The sequence below is a fragment of the Phytopseudomonas daroniae genome (assembly GCF_004327275.1).
In the GTDB taxonomy this organism is placed as follows: domain Bacteria; phylum Pseudomonadota; class Gammaproteobacteria; order Pseudomonadales; family Pseudomonadaceae; genus Aquipseudomonas; species Aquipseudomonas daroniae.
The window spans coordinates 307,564-331,455 of record NZ_QJUJ01000001.1 but is presented as its reverse complement, the minus strand read 5'-3'; the positions used below and the strand labels follow the sequence as shown (position 1 = coordinate 331,455).

Annotated in this window: 20 protein-coding genes and 1 pseudogene; 17 read left to right on the top strand and 4 right to left on the bottom strand. The window is 61.3% G+C overall.

Translation table 11 applies throughout. The features are described from left to right. Positions 1–183: 183 nt before the first annotated feature. From DNK10_RS01615 to DNK10_RS01565, 11 genes and pseudogenes are all read left to right on the top strand, one after another. Positions 184–1,668 (top strand): aldehyde dehydrogenase family protein, encoded by a 1,485-nt coding sequence (locus DNK10_RS01615; protein WP_131190375.1) that lies wholly within the window; start codon positions 184–186, stop codon positions 1,666–1,668. 3 nt (positions 1,669–1,671) lie between these two features. Then, positions 1,672–3,186 carry a xylulokinase gene (xylB, locus tag DNK10_RS01610; RefSeq protein ID WP_131190374.1) on the top strand — a complete coding sequence of 505 codons (1,515 nt, stop codon included), beginning with the start codon at positions 1,672–1,674 and terminating at the stop codon, positions 3,184–3,186. A 22-nt stretch (positions 3,187–3,208) separates the two neighbouring features. Continuing rightward, positions 3,209–3,880 (top strand): HAD-IA family hydrolase, encoded by a 672-nt coding sequence (locus tag DNK10_RS01605; protein ID WP_131190373.1) that lies wholly within the window; start codon positions 3,209–3,211, stop codon positions 3,878–3,880. A 13-nt stretch (positions 3,881–3,893) separates the two neighbouring features. Further along, on the top strand, positions 3,894–4,733 hold the full coding sequence (locus DNK10_RS01600; protein ID WP_131190372.1) for a MurR/RpiR family transcriptional regulator: 840 nt from the start codon (positions 3,894–3,896) through the stop codon (positions 4,731–4,733). A 46-nt stretch (positions 4,734–4,779) separates the two neighbouring features. Beyond that, a complete protein-coding gene (gene rpiA / locus DNK10_RS01595; protein ID WP_131190371.1) occupies positions 4,780–5,490 on the top strand; it encodes a ribose 5-phosphate isomerase A in 711 nt (236 codons plus the stop codon). Between the two features lie 187 nt (positions 5,491–5,677). Beyond that, positions 5,678–6,778: a sugar ABC transporter substrate-binding protein gene (locus DNK10_RS01590; protein WP_131190370.1), complete on the top strand. Its 1,101-nt coding sequence runs from the start codon at positions 5,678–5,680 to the stop codon at positions 6,776–6,778. 83 nt (positions 6,779–6,861) lie between these two features. Further along, complete coding sequence (locus DNK10_RS01585; RefSeq protein ID WP_131190369.1) at positions 6,862–8,376, top strand: sugar ABC transporter ATP-binding protein; 1,515 nt, start codon at positions 6,862–6,864, stop codon at positions 8,374–8,376. 35 nt (positions 8,377–8,411) lie between these two features. Continuing rightward, positions 8,412–9,410 carry an ABC transporter permease gene (locus DNK10_RS01580; RefSeq protein WP_131190368.1) on the top strand — a complete coding sequence of 333 codons (999 nt, stop codon included), beginning with the start codon at positions 8,412–8,414 and terminating at the stop codon, positions 9,408–9,410. Positions 9,411–9,527: 117 nt separating this feature from the next. Continuing rightward, complete coding sequence (locus tag DNK10_RS01575; protein WP_244216190.1) at positions 9,528–10,886, top strand: carbohydrate porin; 1,359 nt, start codon at positions 9,528–9,530, stop codon at positions 10,884–10,886. 181 nt (positions 10,887–11,067) lie between these two features. Beyond that, positions 11,068–11,369 (top strand): annotated as a pseudogene (locus DNK10_RS01570) (ABC transporter permease subunit); the annotation flags it as partial. Between the two features lie 352 nt (positions 11,370–11,721). Further along, positions 11,722–12,699, top strand: a complete 978-nt coding sequence (locus DNK10_RS01565) for a GntR family transcriptional regulator (RefSeq protein WP_131190367.1) — start codon at positions 11,722–11,724, stop codon at positions 12,697–12,699. 10 nt (positions 12,700–12,709) lie between these two features. Here DNK10_RS01565 and DNK10_RS01560 read toward each other — a convergent pair whose 3' ends face one another. After that, on the bottom strand, positions 12,710–14,245 hold the full coding sequence (locus DNK10_RS01560; protein ID WP_131190366.1) for a UxaA family hydrolase: 1,536 nt from the start codon (positions 14,243–14,245) through the stop codon (positions 12,710–12,712). 231 nt (positions 14,246–14,476) lie between these two features. Here DNK10_RS01560 and DNK10_RS01555 point away from each other — a divergent pair, with 231 nt between their 5' ends. From DNK10_RS01555 to DNK10_RS01530, 6 genes are all read left to right on the top strand, one after another. Continuing rightward, positions 14,477–14,983, top strand: coding sequence for a TRAP transporter small permease (locus DNK10_RS01555; protein ID WP_131190365.1), 507 nt, complete (start codon positions 14,477–14,479; stop codon positions 14,981–14,983). A gap of 74 nt (positions 14,984–15,057) precedes the next feature. Then, positions 15,058–16,335, top strand: coding sequence for a TRAP transporter large permease subunit (locus tag DNK10_RS01550; protein ID WP_207390865.1), 1,278 nt, complete (start codon positions 15,058–15,060; stop codon positions 16,333–16,335). Positions 16,336–16,431: 96 nt separating this feature from the next. After that, positions 16,432–17,454 (top strand): TRAP transporter substrate-binding protein, encoded by a 1,023-nt coding sequence (locus tag DNK10_RS01545; RefSeq protein WP_131175967.1) that lies wholly within the window; start codon positions 16,432–16,434, stop codon positions 17,452–17,454. A 197-nt stretch (positions 17,455–17,651) separates the two neighbouring features. Next, a complete protein-coding gene (locus tag DNK10_RS01540; RefSeq protein WP_131178892.1) occupies positions 17,652–18,569 on the top strand; it encodes an NAD(P)-dependent oxidoreductase in 918 nt (305 codons plus the stop codon). Further along, positions 18,566–19,414, top strand: coding sequence for a fumarylacetoacetate hydrolase family protein (locus tag DNK10_RS01535; protein ID WP_131190364.1), 849 nt, complete (start codon positions 18,566–18,568; stop codon positions 19,412–19,414). The genes DNK10_RS01540 and DNK10_RS01535 overlap by 4 nt, the downstream gene beginning before the upstream one ends. Positions 19,415–19,481: 67 nt before the next feature. Beyond that, entirely contained in the window at positions 19,482–20,684 is a 1,203-nt protein-coding gene (locus tag DNK10_RS01530) for an alpha-hydroxy acid oxidase (protein WP_131190363.1), read from the top strand. Positions 20,685–20,812: 128 nt separating this feature from the next. Here DNK10_RS01530 and DNK10_RS01525 read toward each other — a convergent pair whose 3' ends face one another. From DNK10_RS01525 to DNK10_RS01515, 3 genes are read right to left on the bottom strand one after another with little or no spacing between them, the layout of a single operon-like run. Beyond that, positions 20,813–21,859, bottom strand: coding sequence for an Ldh family oxidoreductase (locus DNK10_RS01525; RefSeq protein WP_131190362.1), 1,047 nt, complete (start codon positions 21,857–21,859; stop codon positions 20,813–20,815). Further along, entirely contained in the window at positions 21,856–23,376 is a 1,521-nt protein-coding gene (locus tag DNK10_RS01520; protein WP_131190361.1) for a tripartite tricarboxylate transporter permease, read from the bottom strand. The genes DNK10_RS01525 and DNK10_RS01520 overlap by 4 nt, the downstream gene beginning before the upstream one ends. Positions 23,377–23,386: 10 nt before the next feature. Next, positions 23,387–23,836 carry a tripartite tricarboxylate transporter TctB family protein gene (locus DNK10_RS01515; RefSeq protein ID WP_131190360.1) on the bottom strand — a complete coding sequence of 150 codons (450 nt, stop codon included), beginning with the start codon at positions 23,834–23,836 and terminating at the stop codon, positions 23,387–23,389. Positions 23,837–23,892: the final 56 nt, after the last annotated feature.

The window sequence follows — 23,892 nt, the reverse complement described above, 5'->3', positions numbered from 1 at the left end:
GTGCGATTTTTATTCAAATTGTTGAAGTATAAGAAAAAATAATTTCTTTATCATCGTTTTCAGTAGTTGGCTGACGTGTTCATGCTGAAATTGTATTGAGAGGAGTCTTGCAAAAAACTAGTAATACTATATTTTCGGCTCAAACCACTTGGTTCAACCGCAGAGGAAGGCGACGGAGATCCCATGTACAAAAACAATTCTCTCTTCGACTCGATTGCCGCGCTGGAAGGCGCTTTGTTTATCAATGGGCAATTCCGCAAGGGCGCGGGCTCACGCCTGCCGGTAGAGAACCCGGCTACCGGGGACGTGATTGGTCATATCGCGGCTGCGACCCCGGACGAGATCGAGGAGGCTGTTGCTGCTGCGCGCCATGCGTTCCGCCCCTGGGCCAGCGAGCTGCCAAAGACCCGTGCCACTGCCTTGCACCGTCTGGGCGACTTGATTGCTGCGGATGCGTTGAACATGGCGCAGATCATGACGGCTGAACAAGGCAAGCCTGTGAACGAGGCGAAGGGCGAGATCCTCAAGCTGGCCGAGGCCTGTCATTTCTATGCCGAGGAAGCGACCCGCGTGCACGGCGAGATCATTCCGAACGATCAGCCGGGGTTTCAAAGTCTCGTCGTCCGTGAGCCGATCGGCGTAGTGGGGGCGATCACGCCCTGGAACTACCCGGCCGAGCTGGTCGGCTGGAAGTTGTGCGCCAGCCTCGCCTCAGGTTGCACCATCGTTATCAAACCCGCTGAAATCACCCCCTTCACGGCACTGGCGATTGCCCAGAAATGCATTGAAGCCGGTATCCCGGCCGGTGTCGTCAACGTGCTGACGGGCAAGGGCTCGCAGGTTGGCCAGGCGCTGGTCGAGCACCCTGACGTCAGCAAGATTGCCTTCACCGGTTCCAGCGCGGTTGGCCTGCATATCCAGCGAAGCTGCCCGCAGGTCAAGCGTCTGTCGCTCGAACTCGGTGGCAACTGCCCACTGCTGGTGACCGCCAGCGCCGACGTGGATGCTGCGGTCAAGGGAGCGGTACGCCGCAGCTTCCGGAACTGTGGGCAGATCTGCATCGCGATCAACCGTATCTACGTCCATCGTTCGATCTATGACGCGTTCGTCAGCAAGATCGGCGCGGCTACCGATGCGCTGACCGTGCATGACGGCCTGCAAGACCCGGCGGCCGACCTGGGCGCGATGGCCTCGGCCGAGCCGTTGGCCAAGACCCGTGCGCATCTTGAAGATGCGCTGGGCAAGGGCGCGCGCTTGGTGGCGGGAGGCAAGGCGCCAGAGGGTGAGGAATATGCCAAGGGGCACTTCTTCCGTCCGACGGTGGTTGCCGATTGCACCCACGAGATGCTGGTGATGAGCGAAGAGACATTTGGTCCGCTGGTGGGCATTGCGCCCTTCGACGACCTTGACGAGGCGATCAGCCTGGCGAACGACACGCCCTATGGGCTCGCCGCTTATGTCTATGCGCGCGACCTGGTCGAGATCCATACCCTGTCGGCGGGGCTCGACTACGGCAATGTGGCAATCAACAACGTCGACGCCGGCATCATGAATGCGCCCTATGGGGGGCGCAAGCAAAGTGGTGTGGGGTATGAGCACGGTCGCGAAGGGTTGCTGGAGTATTTCAACTTCAAGCATGTCCGTCTGCATCACGGCGTCAGGGGGTGAGCCATGCAGGCACTCCTGGGAATCGATATCGGCACCTCAGGCTGCAAGGCCTTGCTGATGGGCGTCGATGGGGCGGTGATTGCCGCCGATACGGCGACTTATCCATTGTCTCAACCTCGCCCCGGCTGGACTGAACAAGACCCTGAGCTGTGGGTCGAGGGCGCTCGACGGGCTGTTGCGGGTACGCTGGCCAAGGCTCCCGAGGTCGAGTTGCTTTGCGTAGGGCTGTCTGGGCAGATGCATGGGCTGGTGCCACTCGATGCCTCGCATCGGGTGCTGCGTCCAGCGATCCTGTGGAACGACCAGCGTAACGGCGCGGAGTGTGAGCTGCTCACCGAAGCGGCAGGCGGGCTCGAAGGGCTGCTGGCCGCGACCAACAATCGTATGTTGGTCGGTTATACAGGCGGCAAGATCCTCTGGATGCAGCGGCATGAGCCTGAACTGTACGCGCGCCTGGCTACTGTACTCAACCCCAAGGACTACCTGCGTCTGCGCCTGACCGGCGAGGTTGCCAGCGAAGTCTCGGATGCCTCGGGCACCGGGCTGTTCGATGTGCGCTCGCGGCAGTGGGCGAGCGGACTGATCGAGAAGGTAGGGATCAATCCTGCGTTGTTGCCGCCGGTATTCGAGTCGCAGGTGATCTCTGGTCGGATCTCGGCAGCGGGCGCCGATTCGTTCGGCCTGCCGGTGGGTACGCCGGTCGTCGGGGGCGGCGGCGATTCGGTCATTCAGACGATCGGTTCCGGTGTGATCGCGCCGGGCGAGTTGCAGACAACCATTGGCACCGCGGGTATCCTCGCGGCGGCATTGGATGCGCCCCAGAACAACCCGGATGGTCGCTTGCAGATTTTCTGCAACGTCGCGGCGGACAAGTGGCACTGCATGGGCGTTTCGCTGAACGCCGGCGGTGCGATGAACTGGTTCCGCGACAAGCTCTGCGTCGGCTTCGATGGCATCGCGCCTTCGTTCGAGCAAGTCGTTGCCGAGGCCGCGCTCAGCCCGGCCGGGGCCCATGGCCTGTTGTTCCTCCCTTATCTGAACGGCGAGCGTTGCCCGCACCCGGATCCCACGACGCGTGCGGCCTTTGTCGGCCTGAGCGCCTGCCACACCCACGGCGATATGGCGCGTGCGGTGATGGAAGGTGTGGTTCATGCGCTGCTGGACATGCACGCCTTGATGAAGCCATTGGGCATCGATGGACGCCTTGTGAAAGCGTCCGGCGGCGGTGCGCGCTCATCTCTTTGGCGACAGCTTCAGGCGGATATCTTCGGCTGTGACGTGCTCACCACCGAAGGGGCGGCTGAGGGGGCGGCGTTTGGCGCAGCGCTGGTCGCAGGGCTGGGGGTGGGCGTCTGGCCCGATGCCGGCAGTGCGGCGCGCAGTTGCCGCGCTATCACCCGCGAGCAACCCGATGCTTCGACGGCAGAGGTCTTTGCCCAGGCGCACCGCATCTACCGCACTCTTTATCCGGCGCTCAAAGAATCCTTCGTAGAGCTTGGCGCCCCCATTTTCGATTAGTCATTTTTCAGGAGTCTGTTTCATGTCCGTCTATTCCGCGCTTATTTTCGATCTCGATGGAACGCTAATCGACAGCGCGCCTGATATCGCGAAAGCCCTGAATGTCGGCTTCGCCTTGAACGACTGGCCTGAACTTGATCCTGACCATGTCGAGCAGTTCATCGGCAATGGGCCACGGCGACTGATCGTCGATATCCTGGATGATCTCGGTATCGCGTATGACGAAGCGGCGGTAGAGCGTGCTTTCGACGGATACCTGCGCGCTTACCTGGATGATCCGGCGGGGCGAACCCGGTTTTTCCCTTATGTACGTGAAGATCTTGAAGCGCTGCATGACGCCGGTATCCGCCTGGGCATCTGCACCAACAAAAACCATGCGGTAACCGGCAAGGTGCTGGAGCAGCTTGGCTTATCATCGCTGTTCGACGTTGCGCTGGGTGCCGATGCGGTACCGGCTTGCAAGCCGGATCCGGGGCACTTGCTGGCGGTGGCCGAAGCGATGGAACTGGTGGCGGGTGACTGGGCTTATGTCGGTGACACCCGTGTGGATCAGAAGGCTGCCGAGGGGGCGGGGGTTCCGTTTTTCGTGGTGCCCTGGGGCGGCGGCCCCAACGTCGAGACTTCGCAGGAGCAGCGCTTGAGCCGGTTGGCCGATCTGTTGCGACGGGCTCCTGCCATCCATGCACCCCGATAACCAGGTAGGGAATATGACCGTCAGTTTGTTGCAACGCATTCTTCTTGAAAGCAAGAACATGCACCGGGCCGAGCGCCGTGTTGCCAATTTTGTTGCGACTTCACCTTCGAAAGTCCTGCAGATGAGTATGGCTCGGCTTTCGGAAACCTGTTCGGTCAGTGATCCCACGGTCATGCGCTTCTGCCGCCGCTTCGGCTTCGAGAGTTATCAGGAGCTGAAGCTGCATCTTGTGCAGAGCCTCATGCCCGCGGCGCCCTTTGCCTATGAACAGATTATTCCCGATGACAGCATCGACAATATTGTCAGGAAGACTTGCCGCAACTCATTGAATGCGATCCAGAGACTGGCCGAGGATCTGCTGCCTGAGCAGGTTGCAGACGCTGCCCAGTACTTGCAGGCCGCCAGTTGGATCGGGATTTATGCCACCGGGATTTCCGAGGTCAACGCCTTGGACGCGGAGCATAAGTTCCAGCGACTGGGCCTGCGCTGTCAGGCGCTGCTGGGAGCCAAGCGTCAGGAGATGCATGCGCAAAGTGCGCGTCCAAGCGAAGTAGCATTGATCTATTCGCAGTCAGGCCATACCCGGCAAATGGTCGAGGTGGCTACGGCGGCACGCCAGGGTGGGGCGAAAGTGGTGTCCATCGCAGCCGATGATAGCCCGCTTGCACGTGCGTCCGATGTGTTGATCGCGGTCAAGCCCTACGACCACACCGAGCTTATGACACCTCTGGCTTCACGGCTCAACCATCACCTGGTCACGAACATGCTGGTAACCGCCATCGCCATCGCCAGCGGCAGTCAGTTCCCTGACCAGCTGACAGCCCTGGACTCATGGCAAACCGACAAGATTTGATCCCCAATAACCTGCGCGAGAAATCGCGTAACAGAGGAGTAATCAGATGAGCAACCAGCAGAACGAAGCCAAGAAGGTCGCCGCGCGCCGGGTAATCCAGGAGTTCGTGCAAGATGGCATGAAGTTGGGCTTGGGTTCAGGGACGACCTCGCATTTCTTTGTTCGCGAACTGGGCAAGTATGTCGCAGAAGGCTTGAAGCTGACGTGCACCACGACCTCCCGTTCGACGATCGAGGTGGCACGGGAAGTGGGTATCGAGATCACCGACCCGAACGATATCGGCGAAATCGACCTGACAGTCGACGGGCCGGACGAAATCGACCGTCAGTTCAACATGATCAAGGGCGGTGGTGCCTGCCTTCTCTGGGAGAAGATTATCGCGCACGCTTCGAAACGGATGATCTGTGTATGCGATGAAACAAAAATCGTTGATTGCCTGGGGCAGTTTCCCCTTCCGGTCGAAGTCGTACAGTTTGCCTGGAAGCAGACCGAGCGCATGGTGGCTCGGGTACTGGCCGAGCACGGTATTACTGAAGTTTCGATCAAGCGTCGCGTGCGCGATGGACAACCGGTTGTAACGGACAGTGGCAACTTTATTCTGGATTGCCATTGCGGCGCAGTCATCGAGAATCCGGCACCTTTGGAAATCGAGCTTAATCGTATTCCGGGTGTGGTCGAGAACGGCCTGTTTACGCGTGAGGCCGTCGGTATGGTAGTTGGGTGCTTCGACGGTTCTTCTTACGTTCGTATGCGCTAACACTTTAAAAGTTTATAGGTACTTTTAAAGGCAGTTCGGCGGGGCTTGCCATAGCCCTTTTGTAAAAAACTGAATCGCGGGTGTGGGTATTTTGTCTAGTGGCCTTCTTTGGTTGCAGGGCTAGGCCGCGCCTGAGTGAAAGAAAAATACAGTATTAAACCTACAACAATAAGCTGGAGATCATCCCATGACAAAAACAAAGCAGCCTGGAGTGAGTCGTCGTAGTGTATTGGCTGGCGGTATGGTACTAGGGCTTGGCGTTGGAATGGGGGCCATGCTGGGGCGCAGCGCATTTGCGCAAAGCCGCCTCTCTATCCCTTATTCGAACAAAAGCCTCGACTACTACTTCTTCGTCATCCAGGAAGAGGCGGTGAAGCGCGCCGTTCAGGCACATTCAGGCGGATTTCAGGCGACCAATGCCAACTTCGACAACACCCGCCAACTTGAACAATGGCAAAGCCTGCTGTTGTCTGGGCCTTCGGCAATCATTTCGGATCCGATCGACAGTCAGGCCATTGTTTCTGCGATCCGGCGCTACAACCGGAGAAATATTCCGGTGGGCATAATCGACACACCGGCTGATGGTGGGGATGTGGCAATTACTGTCAGCTTCGACAACTTCCAGGGCGGTGTGATGGCTGCCGAGGAGATTGTAAATCGACTGATCAAGAAGTATGGCAGCCCGAAGGGAACGGTGCTGAATTGTTATGGTGCCCTGGCTTCTGTAGCTTGGCGTTTGCGCAAAGAAGGCATGGATTCGGTATTTGCCAAGTATCCGGACATCAAATATTTGGCCCGGCCTACCGAAGGTCAACTTGAAAAGATGCTTTCGGTGACCCTCTCGACACTGTCCGAATATCCTGATCTCGATGCAGTTCATGCGCCTTCGGATTCACCGTCGCGCGGCATCGTTACGGCGCTTCAGCAAAAAGGCTGCTGGAAGAAAGTTGGAGAGGACGGGCACATCATCTTCGTCAATATCGACGGTGAGCCAATCGCCCTGAAATGGATTCAGGATGGCTACATGGATGCCTGCATCTCTCAAGACCCGGTGGCGTACGGTGAGATTGCTGTCGAAATGATCGTCAAGCATTCCCTCAATGGCGAAGCCGTGCCGCTGGGTACCTACCAGAACCCGAAATATTTCTGGGAGTCGGGCGAGATCGTTCAGGGCAAGACTGGCCCGACACTCATCATCCCGGCCTTCGTGATCAATGCTGAAAACGCGAGCGACCCACGCCATTGGGGCTCGGTCGCCGAGACGCAGTGGGGCATACCTTATACCTGATCGTCTTCTGGGCCCCGATTGCCGTTGCAGAGCGACGCTCTGCTTCGGCATTTATCCGACAAGGTGATGGTGAGAATAACAAAATGACCTTACACAAGAAGCGCGACGAGAGTGTGTTGGACGACACGATCCTGAGGGTCGATAACGTCACCAAAAGCTATGGGCCAGTACACGCACTGCGCGGTGTCACGACTGAGATCCGACGTGGATCCATCCATGGCTTGCTCGGAGAGAACGGGGCGGGGAAATCAACCTTGGTGGGCATTATCTCAGGACAGGTCAAGCCCACCTCTGGCCGGATCCTCATGAATGGCCAGCCGCTCGAACACGTAGACGTCAAGGCGATGGAAGAGGCCGGTGTATTCCTCGTCACACAGGAGCCGATGATCATCGGCAACATGAGCGCGGCGGAGAACCTGATGCTGGGGATCTGGCCGACCAGGCACGGGCTCGTCGACTGGAAGACGTTGCGCGCCGATGCGGCCAGGATGCTCGAAGGCTCCGGTATCGAGGCCGATGCGCTGGCCGGGCATCTGGACGCTGTGGCGCGGCGCAAGCTGAACATTCTGCGGGCGATGTTCTCGGGGGGCAAAGTCATCATCCTCGATGAGCCGACTGCTGCGCTGACCGTGACCGACCGGCGCGAGTTGTTTGACTTCATGCAGCGCCTGAAAACGGAAGGTGTGACCTTCATTTTCATTTCGCACTACAACGACGAGATCCTGGAGATCTGTGACGCAGTGACGGTACTGCGTGATGGAAGCCTGGCCGGTGGCTCCGATGATGTCGGCGCCTTGTCCTCGGAACGACTGACGGAGCTGGTGATTGGGCGAGAGGTAGCGCTCTTCCAGCGCAAACGGCGCGATCATTCAGGCAAGCCGCCGGCTGTTTCGCTGCGTGGGGTGGCAGGGAAGTACCTGACGCTGGAAAGCCTCGATATCGGGCCGGGTGAGGTGGTGGGTTTCACCGGCCTGCCGGGGGCCGGCGCGAAGGAAACCGCTCGCGCCATCTTTGGTTTGCATCCTGCCGCCGGAACCATCTCCATCAATGGCGATAGCGCCCGGGCTTTGCCGCGAACGCCGCGCGCGGCCCTGGATGCGGGCATCGCTTATCTCTCCGATGATCGCCGTCGCGATGGTGCCGTCGGGCAAATGTCCATCGGCACGAATATCGCGCTTTCCTCCCTGGCATCGCGGACCAGGCTTGGCTTTATCGACCAGGGGGCCGAAGCCTCGGTCATCGCGCACTATTTCTCAGCGATGGGTGTGAAGGCGCTCAACCCCGACTATGCGGTGGATACGCTCAGCGGCGGCAACCAGCAAAAAGTCTGCCTGGGCCGCGTGCTCGCCACCAAGCCTCGCCTGCTGATGGTCGACGAGCCGACGCGTGGCATTGATATGGGCGTCAAACAGGATGTGCTGCGAATCATCGACGAGCTGAGCAACGCTGGCGTCGCAGTGATCATTGTTTCGACCGATACCGACGAACTGGTTCGCGCGGTCGATCGGGTCTGCATTTTCGAACACGGCAACATCAAGGAAACATTGACGGGAGAGGACATCACCGTCGAGCGCCTGCGCGCATCGGTGCAGGGATGACACATCAGGATAATAACAAGACTGGAGAAACGGGAATGGGCAATGCAACTAGAGTCAGCAACGGGCTGGCGCCAGCCACCAGCAAGATGAACGGCCAGGCCGTGCTCGGCTGGGTTTTACACAATGTCGTGTGGATCTGGCTCATCGCACTGGTGGCAATATTCGGTGCCTTCAACGAATTCTTCCTTACGCTGATCAATCTGCAGAACGTGATGGTGCAGGCGACGGTTCTGGGCACATTGGGATTGGCGGTGGCTTTGCCGCTGCTGGTCGCCGAGATCGATCTGTCGATTCCTGCCAATGCGGGCTTTTCGTCGGCGGTGGGTGCGCTCGCCTATTCCGAGCTGGGTTTGCCATGGTTCGCTGCAGTTGCAATCGGCCTGCTGGTCGGGACGCTGATCGGCTTCTTCAACGGACTGTGCATCACCCGCTTGAAAATGGTTTCGCTGATCGAAACGCTGGCGATGATGATCATTCTGCAGGGTGCGCTGCTGGCGTTGACGCAGGGCAAGACCCTCACCAACCTGTCGGACGGCTACGTCTGGATCGGGCAGGCGACCATCGGTGACTGGCCCCTGATGCCGGTGGTGTTTTTTCTGGCGATGGTCGTGATCGGCGTCGTGCTCAAGCGCACGGTGCTGGGGCGGTCGATCTATGCCGTGGGTGGCAATCCGGTTGCCTCGAACTCCGCCGGGATCCGGGTCGCGCGGGTCAAGATCATTACCTACACGATTTCAGGTTTCCTGGCCGCGCTGGCAGGCTTTCTGCTGGCCTCGTGGCAGATGGCGATCACCTCGAACCAGGGCTCGAGCTATCTGCTCTACGCGATTGCAGCGCCAATCATCGGCGGCATCAGTGTCTTCGGCGGGCGCGGTAACGTGAAAGGTGTACTGGGCGGTGTGTTGCTGCTGACCGTCATCCAGGTGGGTCTGGCCATCGTGAATGTCCCTTCGTTCTATGTCGGCATGATTGGCGGGGTGATGATCTTCATCGCCGTAGCGATCGATGCTTTCCGGGTTCGTTACTTCGGTTAACCCAATCGTTGCCGAGGGAGTTGCAGTAACACCGCGATAGTACCGCTGCGGCCTGTCACGGCAGGGTGCGGTGGTGAGTCGCGCACCAAACACAATAACAACATAGGTCGTCACACGATGAAAAACGCTGATCTGCGCGGCGGGTACGCTTGCGCCTGGTTCAAAGGGACTGTGTTCACCGCCATTGCCCTGACGGGGAGCCAGGCGGCCCAGGCTGCCGGGATGTTCGACCCGGATGCGCCGGGTATGACCGGGGACTGGGGCGGGACTCGCACCGAGCTGCTGGAGAAGGGCTACGACTTCACCCTCGATTACGTCGGCGAGCTGGGCTACAACGTCCATGGCGGTTACAACCACGACCGCACCGCACGCTGGAGCGGCCAGTTCACCCTGGGTGCCAAGCTGGATCTGCAGAAGATCCTGGGCTGGGAAGACACGACCTTCAAGCTGGCCATTACCGAGCGCGAAGGCCGTAATATTTCCAATGATCGCATCAGCGATCCACGGGCGCCCATGTACTCCTCCAACCAGGAAGTCTGGGGGCGGGGGCAGACCTGGCGATTGACCCAGATGTGGATCAGCAAGTCTTTCTTCGAGCGCAAGCTGGATCTCAAGTTCGGCCGCTTCGGTGAAGGCGAAGACTTCAACAGCTTCCCCTGCGACTTCCAGAACCTGGCCCTGTGCGGCTCGCAGATGGGTAACTGGGCGGGCGCCAACACCTGGTACAACTGGCCGATTTCGCAGTGGGCCGGGCGGGTGAAATACCAACTGACGCCGGAGCTGTTCGCCCAGGTTGGGGTGTTCGAGCACAACCCCTCGCTGCTGGAGACGGGCAACGGCTTCAAGCTCAATTTCAGCGGTGGCAAGGGCCTGATCATGCCGGTGGAGCTGGTGTGGAAACCCACCGTCAACCAGCTGCCGGGTGAGTACCGGGTCGGCGCCTACTACAGCACCGCAGATGCCGATGACGTGCGCAGCCGGGAAGTTCCGGGCGATGTGAACACCCCTCTGCGCAGCCGGGACAGCAAGTCTGGTTACTGGCTGGTCGCACAGCAGCAGGTTACCGCTCATGACGGTGACCCGACGCGGGGCCTGTCGCTGTTCGCCAACGTGACCGTGCAGGATCGGGAAACCAGCCAGGTGGGGCATTTCCTCCAGGCGGGGTTTACCTACAAGGGGCTGTTCGATGCGCGTCCCCAGGACGATATCGGCTTTGGTGTCGCGCGGATCCACACCAATTCGCGCTATCGCGACAACCAGCGCGCGCTGAACGCCGCCAACCTGCAGAGCGACTATGACAACCCGGCCTACCAGCCCCTGCAGGGCAACGAATACGACGCCGAGCTGTACTACGGCATCCACGCCACCCGCTGGCTGGTGATCCAGCCGAACGTGCAATACGTGCGTAATCCGGGCGGGGTCAGTGAAGTGGACGATGCGTGGGTGTTCGGGGTGAAGGTGCAGAGCAGCTTCTGATAACCCTCAGGCTTGGGTCAGTTCGATCCAGGCCGTGAAGCTGTTCTGATCTGGATGAGCCTAGGGCGTTGGTGCACCGCAATGGAGGTGTACCAACGCAAGTGATAGATCAAGTGATAGGCCAGTACTGGGTTATGTTGCTGCTGCTTGATCGCCTGTAGCAGGCGTTTCTCGACATCCTGCTTTCGTCAATCTGTTCCGCTCGATCCCCTTTCTGATCCTGATGGTCGCGCTGATCCCGTTCATCCGCTGGATCGTCGGCACCAACTGGCCGCCGTGGTGCCGCTGACCATCGCCGCCACGCCGTTCTTCGCCCGCATCGCCGAAGTCAGCCTGCGCGAGGTCGACCACGGCCTGATCGAAGCGGCCCAGGCCATGGGCTGCCGCCGCTGGCATATCGTCTGGCACGTGCTGTTGCCCGAGGCGTTGCCGGGTATCGTCGGCGGTTTCATCATCACCCTGGTGAGCATGATCAACACTGCCAATGTCGGTATGAGCCGGGCGGAAGGCGATAAGGCGGTAGCTGCCTCTCGTAGGATGGCGGTCACCTGCGCGGCCCGCCCCATCCTACGGGCCGACAAGCCGTAGTGGACGCGGAACCTGAGGAGCGAACCGGCCGCTCCCGCCTTTAAACTGCTGCACAGACTCACCGAGTACGGCGTTTCATCTTCGATGCATGATCGAGTGCGCCTTGAGCAAGAAGGGTGTTGATGCAGGGTACATTGCATGCAAAGTCATGGGGCGTGACAATGGCGAACGACCATCATGTCGATACTCCTGAACAGGTGACGTAATAGAGGGGTATTCACAAACCATTCGCAGTGAAAACAACAAGATGAAAAAGCACCTTAATAATCAGTTGTACGAAGTCATCTCCTCGAGCATCAAAAAGGGTGCATTGCCAAAAGGTACCTTGCTGTTGGAAGGGCCTCTGGCAGAGCTGTTTGGTGTAAGCCGTTCACCGGTACGCCAGGCACTCGTCAATCTGCATGAGAAAGGCCTGATCTGCACCTTCGACGGGCGCGGTTATCTGGTCGGGGCGGAGCCGGGTAAGGTGCTCAGGCGCAAGCTGGAAGCCAGCGATTTCAAACTGAGCGAAGGAAATACCCAGGCACCGCGCAAGACCGAGACCTGGAAGGCGGTCTACAACCAGATTGAGCGCGACCTGCTGCACCAGTCGTTGTTCGGCTCCTACCACATCAATGAACTGGAGCTGTCACGCCATTATTCGATCAGCCGCACAGTGTCGAGCCAGGTTCTGATCCACCTGTCGCTGATGGGCCTGGTGGAGCGCGACGAGCGCTCGCGCTGGCTGCTCGGGCAGTGGGACGAGGAGCGCCTCGGCGAACTGTATGAGATGCGCCGGCATCTGGAGCCCTATGTACTGATGCGCGCTGCAGAGTTCTTGCGACCGGAACAGCTCAAGGGCTACATCGAGCGCTTGCACCAGGCCATGGCCATCTACCCGGACATGGATAGCCGGCAGTTCGATGACCTTGAAAGCGACCTGCATATCGAAACGTTGGGGCGCTGCCCGAACCGGCAGATGCTGCAGGTTTTGCGGCGCACTCACTCCCTGTTGCTGTCGGGCAAGCACATTCTGCTCGACAAGAGCTATTTCCCCGACGAAGAGCCTTTCTTCCGCGAGCACCTGAGTATTTTCGAGCATCTGCAGGCGGGGCGTGCCGATCTTGCAGCGCAGAGCATGGAAGAACACCTGATTGTCGCCGAGCGCAAGGTCAAGCAGCGTTTGGCATACTTCAGGGAGCACAACCGTATTACGGCTGTGCCCTATCTGGAGCTGTTTTCCTGAGGAGAGGCGATCAGGTGACCGCGCCTACCTGCCAGGGGACGAACTCGTTGTCGCCATAGTTGTACTGCTCGCTTTTCGACGGCGTGCCGGAGGCGATCTCGATGAGGATGTCGAAGATCTTCTGCCCGGCCTCGGCGATGCTCAGTTCGCCGTCGATGATGCCGCCGCAATTGATGTCCATATCCTCTTCCAGACGCCGATACATGTCGGTGTTGGTGGCCAGCTTGACGCAGGGTGCCGGCTTGAAACCTGACACCGAACCGCGCCCGGTGGTGAAGCAGATCAGATTGGCACCGGAGGCCACCTGTCCAGTGACGGACACCGGGTCATAGCCGGGGCTGTCCATGAACACGAAGCCGTGCTCGGTGATCGGCTCGCCCCACTCGTACACACCGTTGAGCGAGCTACTGCCGCCCTTGGCCGCAGCACCCAGGGATTTCTCGAGGATGGTGGTCAGCCCACCGGCCTTGTTGCCCGGTGACGGGTTGTTGTTCAACTCGGCACCGTTGATGCGGGTGTAGTTTTCCCACCAGGTCAGCCGGTCGAGCAGTTTCTGCGCCACCTCGTGGCTGGTGGCACGGGCGATCAGCAGGTGCTCGGCCCCATAGATCTCCGGGGTTTCGCTGAGAATCGCGGTGCCGCCATTGTGTGCCAGCAGGTCGGCAGCGTAGCCGAGTGCCGGGTTGGCGGTGATGCCCGAGTAGCCATCCGAGCCGCCGCATTGCATGCCGACCATGATGTGCTCGACGCTTTCCGAGGTGCGTTCCAGACGACCGATGGCTTCCAGCATGCCGGTCACCTGCTCGATGGCGCGTTCGATGCTGGCGCGGGTGCCGCCGACGTTCTGAATGTTGAAGACACGGAAGTTCGGCCCTTCGCTGAGGTTGTAGCGCTTCATCAGTGAAGAGATCTGGTTGGTCTCGCAACCCAGGCCGATGATCAGGGCGCCGGCGATATTGGGGTTGCTGGCATAGCCCCAGATGCTGCGTTCGAGAAACTTGAAGCCTTCCGATTCGGTGTTTATCGCGCAGCCGCTGCCGTGGGTCAGCGCTACCACGCCATCGATGTTGTAGCGCTTGAGCAGCTCCGAGCCGTTGAAGTGCGTGGCCACCGCACGCGACACCGTGGCCGAGCAGTTCACCGTAGAGAGGATGCCGATGTAGTTGCGCGTGCCGACGCGGCCGTCCGGACGGCGATAGCCCATGAAGCGGCGGCGCTGCTCCGATGGCAGCACCAGGGTGCGTTCGATGGCTGGCGGCAGTTCGTTGCTGGCGTGGCTCTGCGGCATCACCACGTTGTGGGTGTGCACATGGGTGCCGGCTGGAATGTCCTGACTGGCGATGCCGATGACCTGGCCGTACTTGAGCACGGGCTGGCCGGCGGCGATGGCGCGGTGAGCGATCTTGTGTCCGGCGGGGATGTCTTCAAGCACCTCAAGGTCGAGGCTTTCGACTCGGCTGCCGCCGGCCAGGGCGCGGCGTGCGACGGAGACCGAGTCCAGTTCGCTGAGGGTGACCACGGTCGGGGTATTGGTAATGAGCTGCATGACAGGGTCTCGTTGTTGTTGTGATTGAGGTGCCGCGATGGTCGCAAATATGTACATTGCATGCAATGTTTTTAAATGCTAACGTGCCTCCCAGAAGGGTCGGTAATGCCCCCCTGATAAGAACAACATCAAGGTGTACTCATATGGTTAGTGCCATGGCTCTGCGTTCAACGTGCCCCCATCGTGAAATAGCCCCAATGCTGGTCGGCCCCTCTCGCCTGGAGGTGGTTCATGGCTAGGTGGGTGGAGTGGTATTTCAACGGCCTCAAGGTATTGGCCGTGTTCTTCCTGCTGGTGATGCTGGTGCTGGTCTTTGGCAACGTCATATTGCGCTATGGCTTCAATACCGGGATCTCGGTTTCCGAGGAGCTGTCGCGCTGGGCCTTCGTCTGGCTGACGTTCATCGGGGCCATCATCGTGCTGCGCGAGCGGCAGCACATGCGCGTCGACACCGCATTGCGCAAGATGCCGGTGTTCGCCCAGCGAGCCTGCCTGTGGCTGGGGCAACTGCTGATGCTGATGTGCTCGATGCTGTTCTTCTGGGGCAGTTGGCAGCAGGTGGAAATCAATATTCATACCCCTTCACCCGCCACGGGTCTGTCCATGGGCCTGTTCTACGGTGCCGGTATGGTCTTCGGCCTGTGCGCCAGCCTGATCCATCTCTATGAGATGTACCGCCTGCTGCGCGGTGAAGGCTTACCCGAGCCGCCGAGTGACCCGAACATCGTGCCTCACTGATTACCGAGTCCGCGCTGCGCCAGCCCGGTGTAGTGCCTAGCGATTAGAAAAATAACAAGCGGAGTGATCTCATGATCATCATTGGTCTGTTCGTGCTGACCCTGATCGGCGCGATGGCTATCGGTGTGCCCATCGCCTATGCCCTGATTCTGTGTGGCGTCAGCATGATGTATTACCTGGATCTGTTCGATGCGCAAATCATTGCGCAGAACCTGATTCACGGTTCCGACAGCTTCCCCCTGATGGCGATTCCCTTCTTCATGCTGGCCGGCGAGTTGATGAACGCCGGCGGCCTGTCCAAACGCATCGTCAATATGGCGATCACCAGTGTGGGCCATATCAAGGGCGGCCTCGGCTACGTGGCGATTCTGGCTGGCATACTGCTGGCCAGCCTGTCCGGCTCCGCCGCCGCCGACGCGGCCGCCCTGGCCGCCTTGCTGGTGCCCATGATGGTGCGTGCTGGGCACAACAAGGCCACCTCGGTCGGTCTGATCGCCTCGGCCGGGGTCATCGCCCCGGTGCTGCCACCTTCCATCGGTCTGATCCTGTTCGGTGTGGCCGGTAATATCTCGATCACCAAGCTGTTTCTCGCGGGGATCATTCCCGGATTGATGATGGGCGTATCGCTCTGCGTGGCCTGGTACTTCATATCCCGCCGCGAGCAGGTGGAGATCAAGGCCAAGGCCACTCGCGCCGAACGCCTCAAAGCCTTCGGCGAGGGCGTCTGGGCGCTGATGCTGCCGGTGATCATTCTGGTGGGGCTCAAGTTCGGCATCTTTACCCCGACCGAAGCCGGCGTAGTGGCAGCGGTGTACGCCTTCCTGGTGTCGGTGCTGGTGTACCGCGAAATGAGTTTCGCCGACCTGGCCCGGGTGCTGCTGGCCTCGGTGCGCACCACCTCCATGGTGATGTTCCTGGTGGCAGCGGCCATGGTTGCCGCCTGGGTGATCACGGTCACCGACTTGCCTAGCGAAGTGATCAACCTGCTCGAGCCGCTGATGGACAGCCCGCGCCTGCTGATGGTGATCATGGTGCTGATCGTGCTCGCGGTAGGTACTGCCATGGACATGTCGCCGGTGATCCTGATCCTCGCGCCGGTGATGCTGCCGGTGGCCGTGGCCGCCGGTATCGACCCTATCTATTTCGGTGTGGTGTTCGTCGTCACCTGCGCCGTCAGCCTGATCACACCACCGGTGGGCCTGGTGCTCAACGTGGTGTCCGGGGTGACCAAGCTGGATCTGCTCGATACCGTGCGCGGCTGCCTGCCGTTCCTGCTGGCCGAGTTGGTGGTGCTGGCGCTGATTACCCTGATCCCCGAGCTGATCACGGTGCCGATGCGCTGGATGTTCTGAACCGTCAGGTCGCCCGCCTGGCGGGCGACTCCCGTATGGGTCGTTGCATGGCCCGCTCAATGCTCTGCTAGAGCGCTTTTCGACAAGAGGTAGATCATGAAAACAATTCCAAAATTGATCGGTGCAGTGTTCTGTGCCAGCACTCTGCTCAGCGGTTTCGTGCAGGCCGAGGAAGAGATCAACAAGCGTACCTTCAAGGTGGCGTTCGTGCAGGCCAAGGATCACCCCCATGGCCTGGGTGCGCAGAAGTTCGCCGAGCTGGTCAAGCAGAAAAGCGACGGCAAGATGAAAGTCATGGTGTTCGCCAGCGGCACTCTGGGCGGCGATGCCCAGGTGATCTCGTCGATTCAGGGCGGCACCGTCGACATGGCCATGGTCACGCCCGGCCTGCTGACCGGTATCAACAAGGGCTTCGGCGTATTCGGCCTGCCCTTTACCTTCAACAACTTCGAAGAAGTCGACGCGGTACTCGACGGCCCGCTGGGCCAGGGTCTGCTGGATACCCTGCCCAACAATGGACTGATCGGCCTGGATTACTGGGATCATGGCTTTCGCCACGTGACCAACAGCAAACGCCCGATCACCAAGCTGGAAGACCTGGCCGGTCTCAAGCTGCGCATCATGCAGATTCCTTCGGCGGTGGAGAGCTTCAACCGTCTGGGCGCCAACGCGGTGCCGATGTCCTTCACTGAAATCTACACTGCGCTGGAAACCCACACGGTCGACGGTCAGGAGAACCCCCTGGCTTCGATCGAGGCGTCGAAGTTCTATGAAGTGCAGAAGTACCTGTCGCTGACTGGCCACTTCTATGATCCGTTGGCGGTGATCTTCAGCAAGAAGGTCTGGGATCGTCTCAACGAGCGTGAGCGCACCATCGTCTCCGAGGCCGCTCGCGAAGCCGGAATCTACGAGCGCCAGGTGTCCCGCGAGTCGAGCAGCAAGGCCCTGGCCTACCTGTCCACGCTGGACAACATGACGGTCAACGAAGTGTCGCCTGCCGAGATCGAGCGCATGCGCGAACACCTCAAGCCGACCATCGAGAAGTACACCGAGGTGTTCGGCGCTGAGCTCGTGGCTGAGCTGAACAAGACTCTGGCCGACATCCGCAGCAAGAACTAAGAACCTGTCTACGATCTGCTGCGCGTCGGCTAAACGGCGTTGAAAATGGCCTCGGAATGCTCATTTACCACTCGTAAACTCCGCTTCCTCGGCCATTTTCGCCACCGTTTATCTCTAGCTCGCGAGATCGTAAATAGGCTCTGAGGCACATACCGCAGCTTGCCCCGGTCTGGCCGGGGCATTTGGAACCCATGCTCATGACGCAAACTACCGTAGGTTTTATCGGCCTGGGCCTGATGGGCCAGGGCATGACCAGCAATCTGCTGAACAAGGGTTTTGCCCTCACTATCATGGCTCACCGCAACCGTGCGCCGCTTGAAGCCCTGGTCGCCCGGGGCGCGGTGGAGGTCGAGGACGCCAGCGCCATGGCCCGTTGCAGCGACCTGGTGCTGCTGTGCCTGCCCGGCAGCCGTGAGGTGCATGCCGTGTTGCAAGGCCCGCGCGGCCTGCTGGCCGGCCTGCAGCCTGGGCAACTGGTGGTCGATTGCAGCACCGGCGACCCGGCGCAAACCCCCGAGATCGCCGCCCTGGTGCGCGAGGCCGGTGGCCGTTACATGGACGCACCGGTCAATCGCACGCCCAAGGAGGCCGCCGAGGGCCGACTCAATGGCCTCGCCGGGGGCGCCGACGCCGATGTCGAGCAAGCTCGACCGGTTCTCCAGACATTCTGTGAAACCCTGCATCACCTCGGCGCGGTCGGCAGTGGTCACAAGGCCAAGGTGATTCACAATTTCATCGCCCAGGGCAACGCCGCGATTCTCGCCGAAGCCTTCTGCGCCGCAGCGAAGAACGGCCTGGAGTTGCGCGCCTTCGCCGACATCTGCCGGCTCAGCGGCGGCTACAGCCGCACCTTCGAGCGCATCATCCCCTTCGTCCTCGAGGGCGATGACAGCGGCCAGAAGTTCGCCCTGGCCAACTGCGAGAAGGACATGCGCTATTACACCGATCTGGCGCGTTCCACTCCCGCCACCGGGCCGGTGGCCGATGCGGTGTACCAGACCTTCATGCTGGCCAAGGCGCTCGGCCATGGCGACAAGTACGTGCCGCACCTGTTCGACGTGCTGGGCGAGATCAACGGCGTACGCGTGCGTGCCCATGAGGAGAGCAAGGCATGAAGCTGTTGCGTCATGGCCAGCCCGGTCAGGAAAAACCGGCAGTCGTTGCCGCTGATGGCAGCTTGCGCGATCTGTCTGCGCATGTGCCGGACATCGGCCCGCGCACGCTCGACCCACAGGTGCTGGATGAGTTGCGAGCGCTGGATCACGCCAGCCTGCCCCGGGTCGAGGACGGCGTGCGTATCGGTACGCCCATCGCCAATATCGGCAAGCTGGTCTGCGTTGGCCTGAACTACGCCGACCACGCCAGGGAATCCAACCTGCCGGTGCCCAGCGAGCCGGTGCTGTTCATGAAGGCCACCAGCGCCATCTGCGGGCCGAACGATACGGTGATCATCCCGCGCGGCGCGCAGAAGACCGACTGGGAAGTGGAGCTGGGCATCGTCATCGGGCGCAGGGCGCAGTATGTCGAGCGCGAGCAGGCGCTGGATCACGTGGCCGGCTACTGCATCGTCAACGACGTCTCCGAACGGGCCTACCAGCACGAGCGGGGCGGCTCGTGGGACAAGGGCAAGGGCTGCGACACCTTCGCCCCCATCGGTCCGTGGCTGGTGACGGCCGACGAGATCGCCGACCTGCGCGACCTGGACATGCACCTGAGTGTGAACGGTGAAACTCGCCAGCAGGGCAACACCCGCACCATGATCTTCGCCATCGATGAGATCGTCAGCTACATCAGCCAGTTCATGACCCTCGATCCAGGCGACGTGATCTGCACCGGTACCCCGCCCGGCGTCGGCGCCGGGATGAAGCCGCCGCGGTTCCTCAAGGCCGGCGACCGCATGCGCCTGAGCATCAGCGGCCTCGGTGAGCAGTGTCAGGACGTGGTTGCCTGGCAGCGCTGATACTGCCGAGAGGGCATCCGAACAAGCGCGTCTCGAGGCGCGCTTTTGGCATTAGCCTGGAGCATTTATGAGACGTTTCTATACGGGCCGCGATTATCGACGCGCCCAAAGCATTGATGAGCTGCGGGCGATGGCGCGCCGCCGGCTGCCGAACTTTTCTTTCGAGTACGTCGAGGGCGGCGCCGACGATGAAGTGACGCTAAGGCGTAACCGCAGCGTGTTCGAGGGCATCACCCTGCAACCGCGCACGCTGATCGATGTCGGCCAGCGTGACCTGAGTTGCCATTTTTTCGAGCGCCCCTCGAGCATGCCCTTTCTGATCGGCCCGACCGGCTTCAATGGCCTGCTGACCGATCGTGGCGATTGGCACCTGGCCCAGGCGGCCGCCCGTGCCGGAATTCCCTTTGTGCTGAGTAATGCCTCGACCATCGCCATCGAAGAAATCGCTGCCATTGACGGGGCGCGCACCTGGATGCAGATCTACCTGTATCGCACCCGCCAGCATGTCGCCGATCTGGTGGCACGCTGCAAGGCTCTGGAACTGGAGGCCATAGTGGTCACCACCGACAGTGCGATTCTCGGTAATCGCGAGTGGGATCGGCGCAACTACCGCCGGCCGCTGAAGCTCGACCTGCGCAATGCGCTGGACGTCGCGGCCCATCCCGCCTGGATTTGGGATGTGCTGGTACCCCATGGCGTGCCACGCTTCAAGAACCTGGGCAATCTGTTGAAGCCGGGGCAGGACTCGGTAAAAGGTGCGGCCAGTGCCATCGGCCAGGAACTGGACGCTACCCTGAGTTGGCAGGATATTGCCTGGTTGCGTGACCTGTGGCCCGGCAAACTCATCGTCAAGGGCCTGATGCATCCGGACGATGCGCCCCAGGCGATCAAGTACGGCGTCGATGGCGTGGTGCTGTCCAACCATGGCGGTCGCCAGCTCGACAGTGCGGTGTCGGCCATGGAGGTGCTGCCCGGTATCGTGCAGCAGCTCAAGGGTCGCGTCAGCGTGTTCCTCGATGGTGGCTTCCGCCGCGGCACGGACATTCTCAAGGCGTGTCTGTTAGGCGCCGATGGGGTGTTCCTCGGGCGGGCTGGCCTGTATGGCCTGGCCGCGGGCAAAGGCCCGGGGGCCAGCCACGCAATCGAGATCCTGCGCAGCGAGATGGATCGCTCCCTGGGGCTGCTGGGCTGCCGCGAGCTGGCGGATCTGACGCCGGAGCTGATTCACGATCCCGTCTGGCGCGGCCTGGCCGAAGCCAGCCGTCGCTAGTTTCCCACTGCCTCGCACCCACCCACGAATCTGCTGGTGCGAGGCAGTTTTTTCTTCCACCTTGTAGCCCACCTTCCCGGACAAGAAAAAGGGGCGGTCATGCCGCCCCTCGGGGTTGGTCGTGCGTTTCAGAATGGATAGTCGTGCCCGGCCTCGCTGGCAGCTGTACGCAACGCCGCCAACACATCCTCCGGCAGCTCCAGCCCCTGCTCGAAAGCCTTCGCCCGCCGCGCGATACCGGCGTGGCCCGGCATGCGCACCGGGTTCTGCGGCAGGCGCGGGCGGCTGTCCAGGCAGGCGCCGACGAAGTGATCCATCTCCGCCTTGAGCTCGTCGACGCCGCCGAACAGCGCCGGGTCGAAGGTCAGCACGGTCACCGCCGCGCCCCATTGCTTGACCCCGTCCTTGCGGCCGAAGCCGCCGAGGCCGGCGGTCAGCGCCTCGACCAGGGTGCCGAGGGCGAAGCCCTTGTGGCCGAACTCCAGGCTGCCCAGCGGCAGGATCGCCCCCGGCGGCGTGCCGAAGTAGGCAGAGGCGTCGCGGGTCGGCTGGCCGTCCTGGCCGATCAGCGCGGCATGTTCCAGTTGGCCGCCGGCCTGGTGGGTCTTATTGACCAGGCCGTTGGTGATGGTCGACATGCTGACGTCGATAAGGATTGGCTTGTCCCCGGTTGGAATGCCGATGCCCAGCGGGTTCGGCGTGTACACCGGATCGAGCCCGCCATGCGGCGCCACCGAGGCCACGGCCGGGTCGGAGGTCAGCACCAGCGGAATCAGATCCTGCTCGGTGTAGCGCTGCAGGTAGGCGGCCAGGCAAGCGATATGGTGCGAGCGGCGAATGGTCGCCACGCCAATGCCGAAGGTGCGTGCGGCCCGGGCGGTGAAGTCCAGCGCCTGTTCGACGCAATACGGGCCGAGCAGGTAGTCGGCGTCGTAGAACACCGCTGCCGGGGTCTGGCGGACGATCCTCAGGCTCTCGGCATTGCCCTTGGCCTGGCCGTTGCGCAGATCCTTGAGGTAGCCCTGGGCCAGTTTCACGCCATGGGTGTGGTGGCCGAGCAGATCACCTTCGACCAGTACTCGGCTGACCACCGTGGCTACGTCGGGGCTGACCTTGGCGTCGAGGAACAGTTGTTCGACGAAGCGCTCCAGCGCTTGGGGGGCGATACGGCTCATTCTATGACTTCCTTCGGAACCAGAGGGGCGTTGCCGCGCTTGCGCCAGAGCCTGGCCAGCAGCGGGAACAGGGCGATGAGCAGGACGAACAGGGCCAGGCAGGCGCTGATCGGCCGCTCGACGAAGGCCAGCAGGTTGCCGTCGGCCTTGATCATCGAGGTCATGAAGTTGGTTTCCAGGATGTTGCCCAGCACCAGGCCGAGGATGGCCGGAGCGAGGGGCACGTCGGCGGTGGCGATCAGGTAGGCGACGATGCCGCAGACCAGCATGATCCACACGTCGGTCAGGCTGTTGTTGATAGCGAAGGCGCCGACGATGCAGAAGCACAGGATGATCGGCATCAGCACGCGCAGCGGTGTCACGGCGAACACGTGGGCGCTGCGGATGGCCAGGTAGCCGATCGGCAGCAACACCAGGTTGGCGACGAAGAAGGCGGTGAATAGGCCGTAGGCCATGGCGCTGTTGTCCATGAAGATGGTCGGGCCGGGGTTCATGCCCTTCATGTACAGCACGCCGATGACGATGGCGGTGATCGAATCGCCGGGAATGCCGAACACCAGCGCCGGCACCCAGGAGCCGGCGACCGCCGAGTTGTTCGCCGAGCCGGCGTCGACCAGGCCTTCGATGTGGCCCGTGCCGAAGGCCTCCGGGGTCTTCGAGCGCTTCTTGCTGATGGCGTAGGCGATCCACGCGGCGATATCGGCGCCGGCCCCCGGCAGGATACCGATGAAACCGCCCACGCCGCTGCCGCGGATCACGCTCTTCCAGTAGCGTTTGAGGTGCATCGGCACCTTGCCGAAGACGTTGCCGTACTGCTTGGGGATGGTCTTTCCGGCGTCGTCCTTGTCGTGGTTGCTATAGAGCTTCATCACCTCGTACATGGCGAAGAAGCCGATCATCACCGGGATGAAGTTGATCCCGGCCATCAGATCCGGCACGTCGAAGGTGAAGCGTGGCGCGCCGGTGACCATGTCCAGGCCGATGGTGGACAGCAGCAGGCCGACCATCAGCGAGAGGAAGCCCTTGAGCGCCGAACCGGTGGAGATGAACACCGCGCTGCTCAGACCCAGCACCGCCAGCCAGAAGTATTCGAAGGAACTGAAGTTGAGGGCGAATTCGGCCAGCGACGGCGCCACCATCACCAGCACCGTAGTGCCGAACAGACCGCCGATCACCGAACAGGTGAGGTTGACGCCGAGGCACTCGCGGGCGCGGCCCTGACGGCCGAGCGCGGCGCAGTCGCTGACGTAGGCGGCCGAGGCGGGCGTGCCGGGAATGTTCAGGTAGGCGCCGGGAATATCGCCGGCGAAGATCGCCATGGCCGAGGTGGTGATGATCGCGGCGATGGCCGCGGTCGGTTCCATGGCGAAGGTGACCGGTACCAGCAGGGCCACGGCCATGGTCGCGGAAAGGCCGGGAATGGCGCCGACGAAGACGCCGAAGATCGCCGCGGCGAGGATCACCAGCAGCGTCTGGAAATTGAGCACCAGCAAGATGCCGTCGAGTAATGCGTTCATGAACTGTGCCTCAGAAGCCGAAAGGCCCGGCAGGGAGCGGAACCTTGAGCATGTGGCCGAAGGAGAAGCTGATCACCGCGGTGGCAGCGACGCTGACCAGAATTGCCGGCAACCAGCGCACGCCGCCCTGGAACAGCAGCACCAGCATGATCAGCAGCATGCTCAGGGCCGCGCCGATCACTTCGCTCAGGTAGATGTAGGCCACCACCATCAGGCAGGGCACCAGCAGGCCGGGGTGGGGCAGGGCGAAGCCGCCGCCGCTGGCGGATGCGCTCTGGCGCATCTTGCGCAGGGTCGCGACGCTCAGCAGGGCGCCGCCGATCACCATGCCGGCGGCGATCAGGCTGGGGAACAGGTTGGCGCCGTACTGCATGCCGGGGACGGCGGGGAAATCCTGTGCCAGCACCCAGACGGTAATGCCCAGAGCGATGAAAACGAGACCGAAGGTTAGATCTTTCATGGGGAATTCTCTTACCGCAGAACGGAGACGAACGACGCCCCGCAGGGCATCGTTGT

Excerpts from the sequence above, each read along its gene's own strand:
- DNK10_RS01615 (WP_131190375.1), top strand. The coding sequence starts at position 184 with ATGTACAAAAACAATTCTCTCTTCGACTCGATTGCCGCGCTGGAAGGC.
- xylB (WP_131190374.1), top strand. The coding sequence starts at position 1,672 with ATGCAGGCACTCCTGGGAATCGATATCGGCACCTCAGGCTGCAAGGCC.
- DNK10_RS01605 (WP_131190373.1), top strand. The coding sequence starts at position 3,209 with ATGTCCGTCTATTCCGCGCTTATTTTCGATCTCGATGGAACGCTAATC.
- DNK10_RS01600 (WP_131190372.1), top strand. The coding sequence starts at position 3,894 with ATGACCGTCAGTTTGTTGCAACGCATTCTTCTTGAAAGCAAGAACATG.
- rpiA (WP_131190371.1), top strand. The coding sequence starts at position 4,780 with ATGAGCAACCAGCAGAACGAAGCCAAGAAGGTCGCCGCGCGCCGGGTA.
- DNK10_RS01590 (WP_131190370.1), top strand. The coding sequence starts at position 5,678 with ATGACAAAAACAAAGCAGCCTGGAGTGAGTCGTCGTAGTGTATTGGCT.
- DNK10_RS01585 (WP_131190369.1), top strand. The coding sequence starts at position 6,862 with ATGACCTTACACAAGAAGCGCGACGAGAGTGTGTTGGACGACACGATC.
- DNK10_RS01580 (WP_131190368.1), top strand. The coding sequence starts at position 8,412 with ATGGGCAATGCAACTAGAGTCAGCAACGGGCTGGCGCCAGCCACCAGC.
- DNK10_RS01575 (WP_244216190.1), top strand. The coding sequence starts at position 9,528 with ATGAAAAACGCTGATCTGCGCGGCGGGTACGCTTGCGCCTGGTTCAAA.
- DNK10_RS01565 (WP_131190367.1), top strand. The coding sequence starts at position 11,722 with ATGAAAAAGCACCTTAATAATCAGTTGTACGAAGTCATCTCCTCGAGC.
- DNK10_RS01560 (WP_131190366.1), bottom strand. The coding sequence starts at position 14,245 with ATGCAGCTCATTACCAATACCCCGACCGTGGTCACCCTCAGCGAACTG.
- DNK10_RS01555 (WP_131190365.1), top strand. The coding sequence starts at position 14,477 with ATGGCTAGGTGGGTGGAGTGGTATTTCAACGGCCTCAAGGTATTGGCC.
- DNK10_RS01545 (WP_131175967.1), top strand. The coding sequence starts at position 16,432 with ATGAAAACAATTCCAAAATTGATCGGTGCAGTGTTCTGTGCCAGCACT.
- DNK10_RS01540 (WP_131178892.1), top strand. The coding sequence starts at position 17,652 with ATGACGCAAACTACCGTAGGTTTTATCGGCCTGGGCCTGATGGGCCAG.
- DNK10_RS01535 (WP_131190364.1), top strand. The coding sequence starts at position 18,566 with ATGAAGCTGTTGCGTCATGGCCAGCCCGGTCAGGAAAAACCGGCAGTC.
- DNK10_RS01530 (WP_131190363.1), top strand. The coding sequence starts at position 19,482 with ATGAGACGTTTCTATACGGGCCGCGATTATCGACGCGCCCAAAGCATT.
- DNK10_RS01525 (WP_131190362.1), bottom strand. The coding sequence starts at position 21,859 with ATGAGCCGTATCGCCCCCCAAGCGCTGGAGCGCTTCGTCGAACAACTG.
- DNK10_RS01520 (WP_131190361.1), bottom strand. The coding sequence starts at position 23,376 with ATGAACGCATTACTCGACGGCATCTTGCTGGTGCTCAATTTCCAGACG.
- DNK10_RS01515 (WP_131190360.1), bottom strand. The coding sequence starts at position 23,836 with ATGAAAGATCTAACCTTCGGTCTCGTTTTCATCGCTCTGGGCATTACC.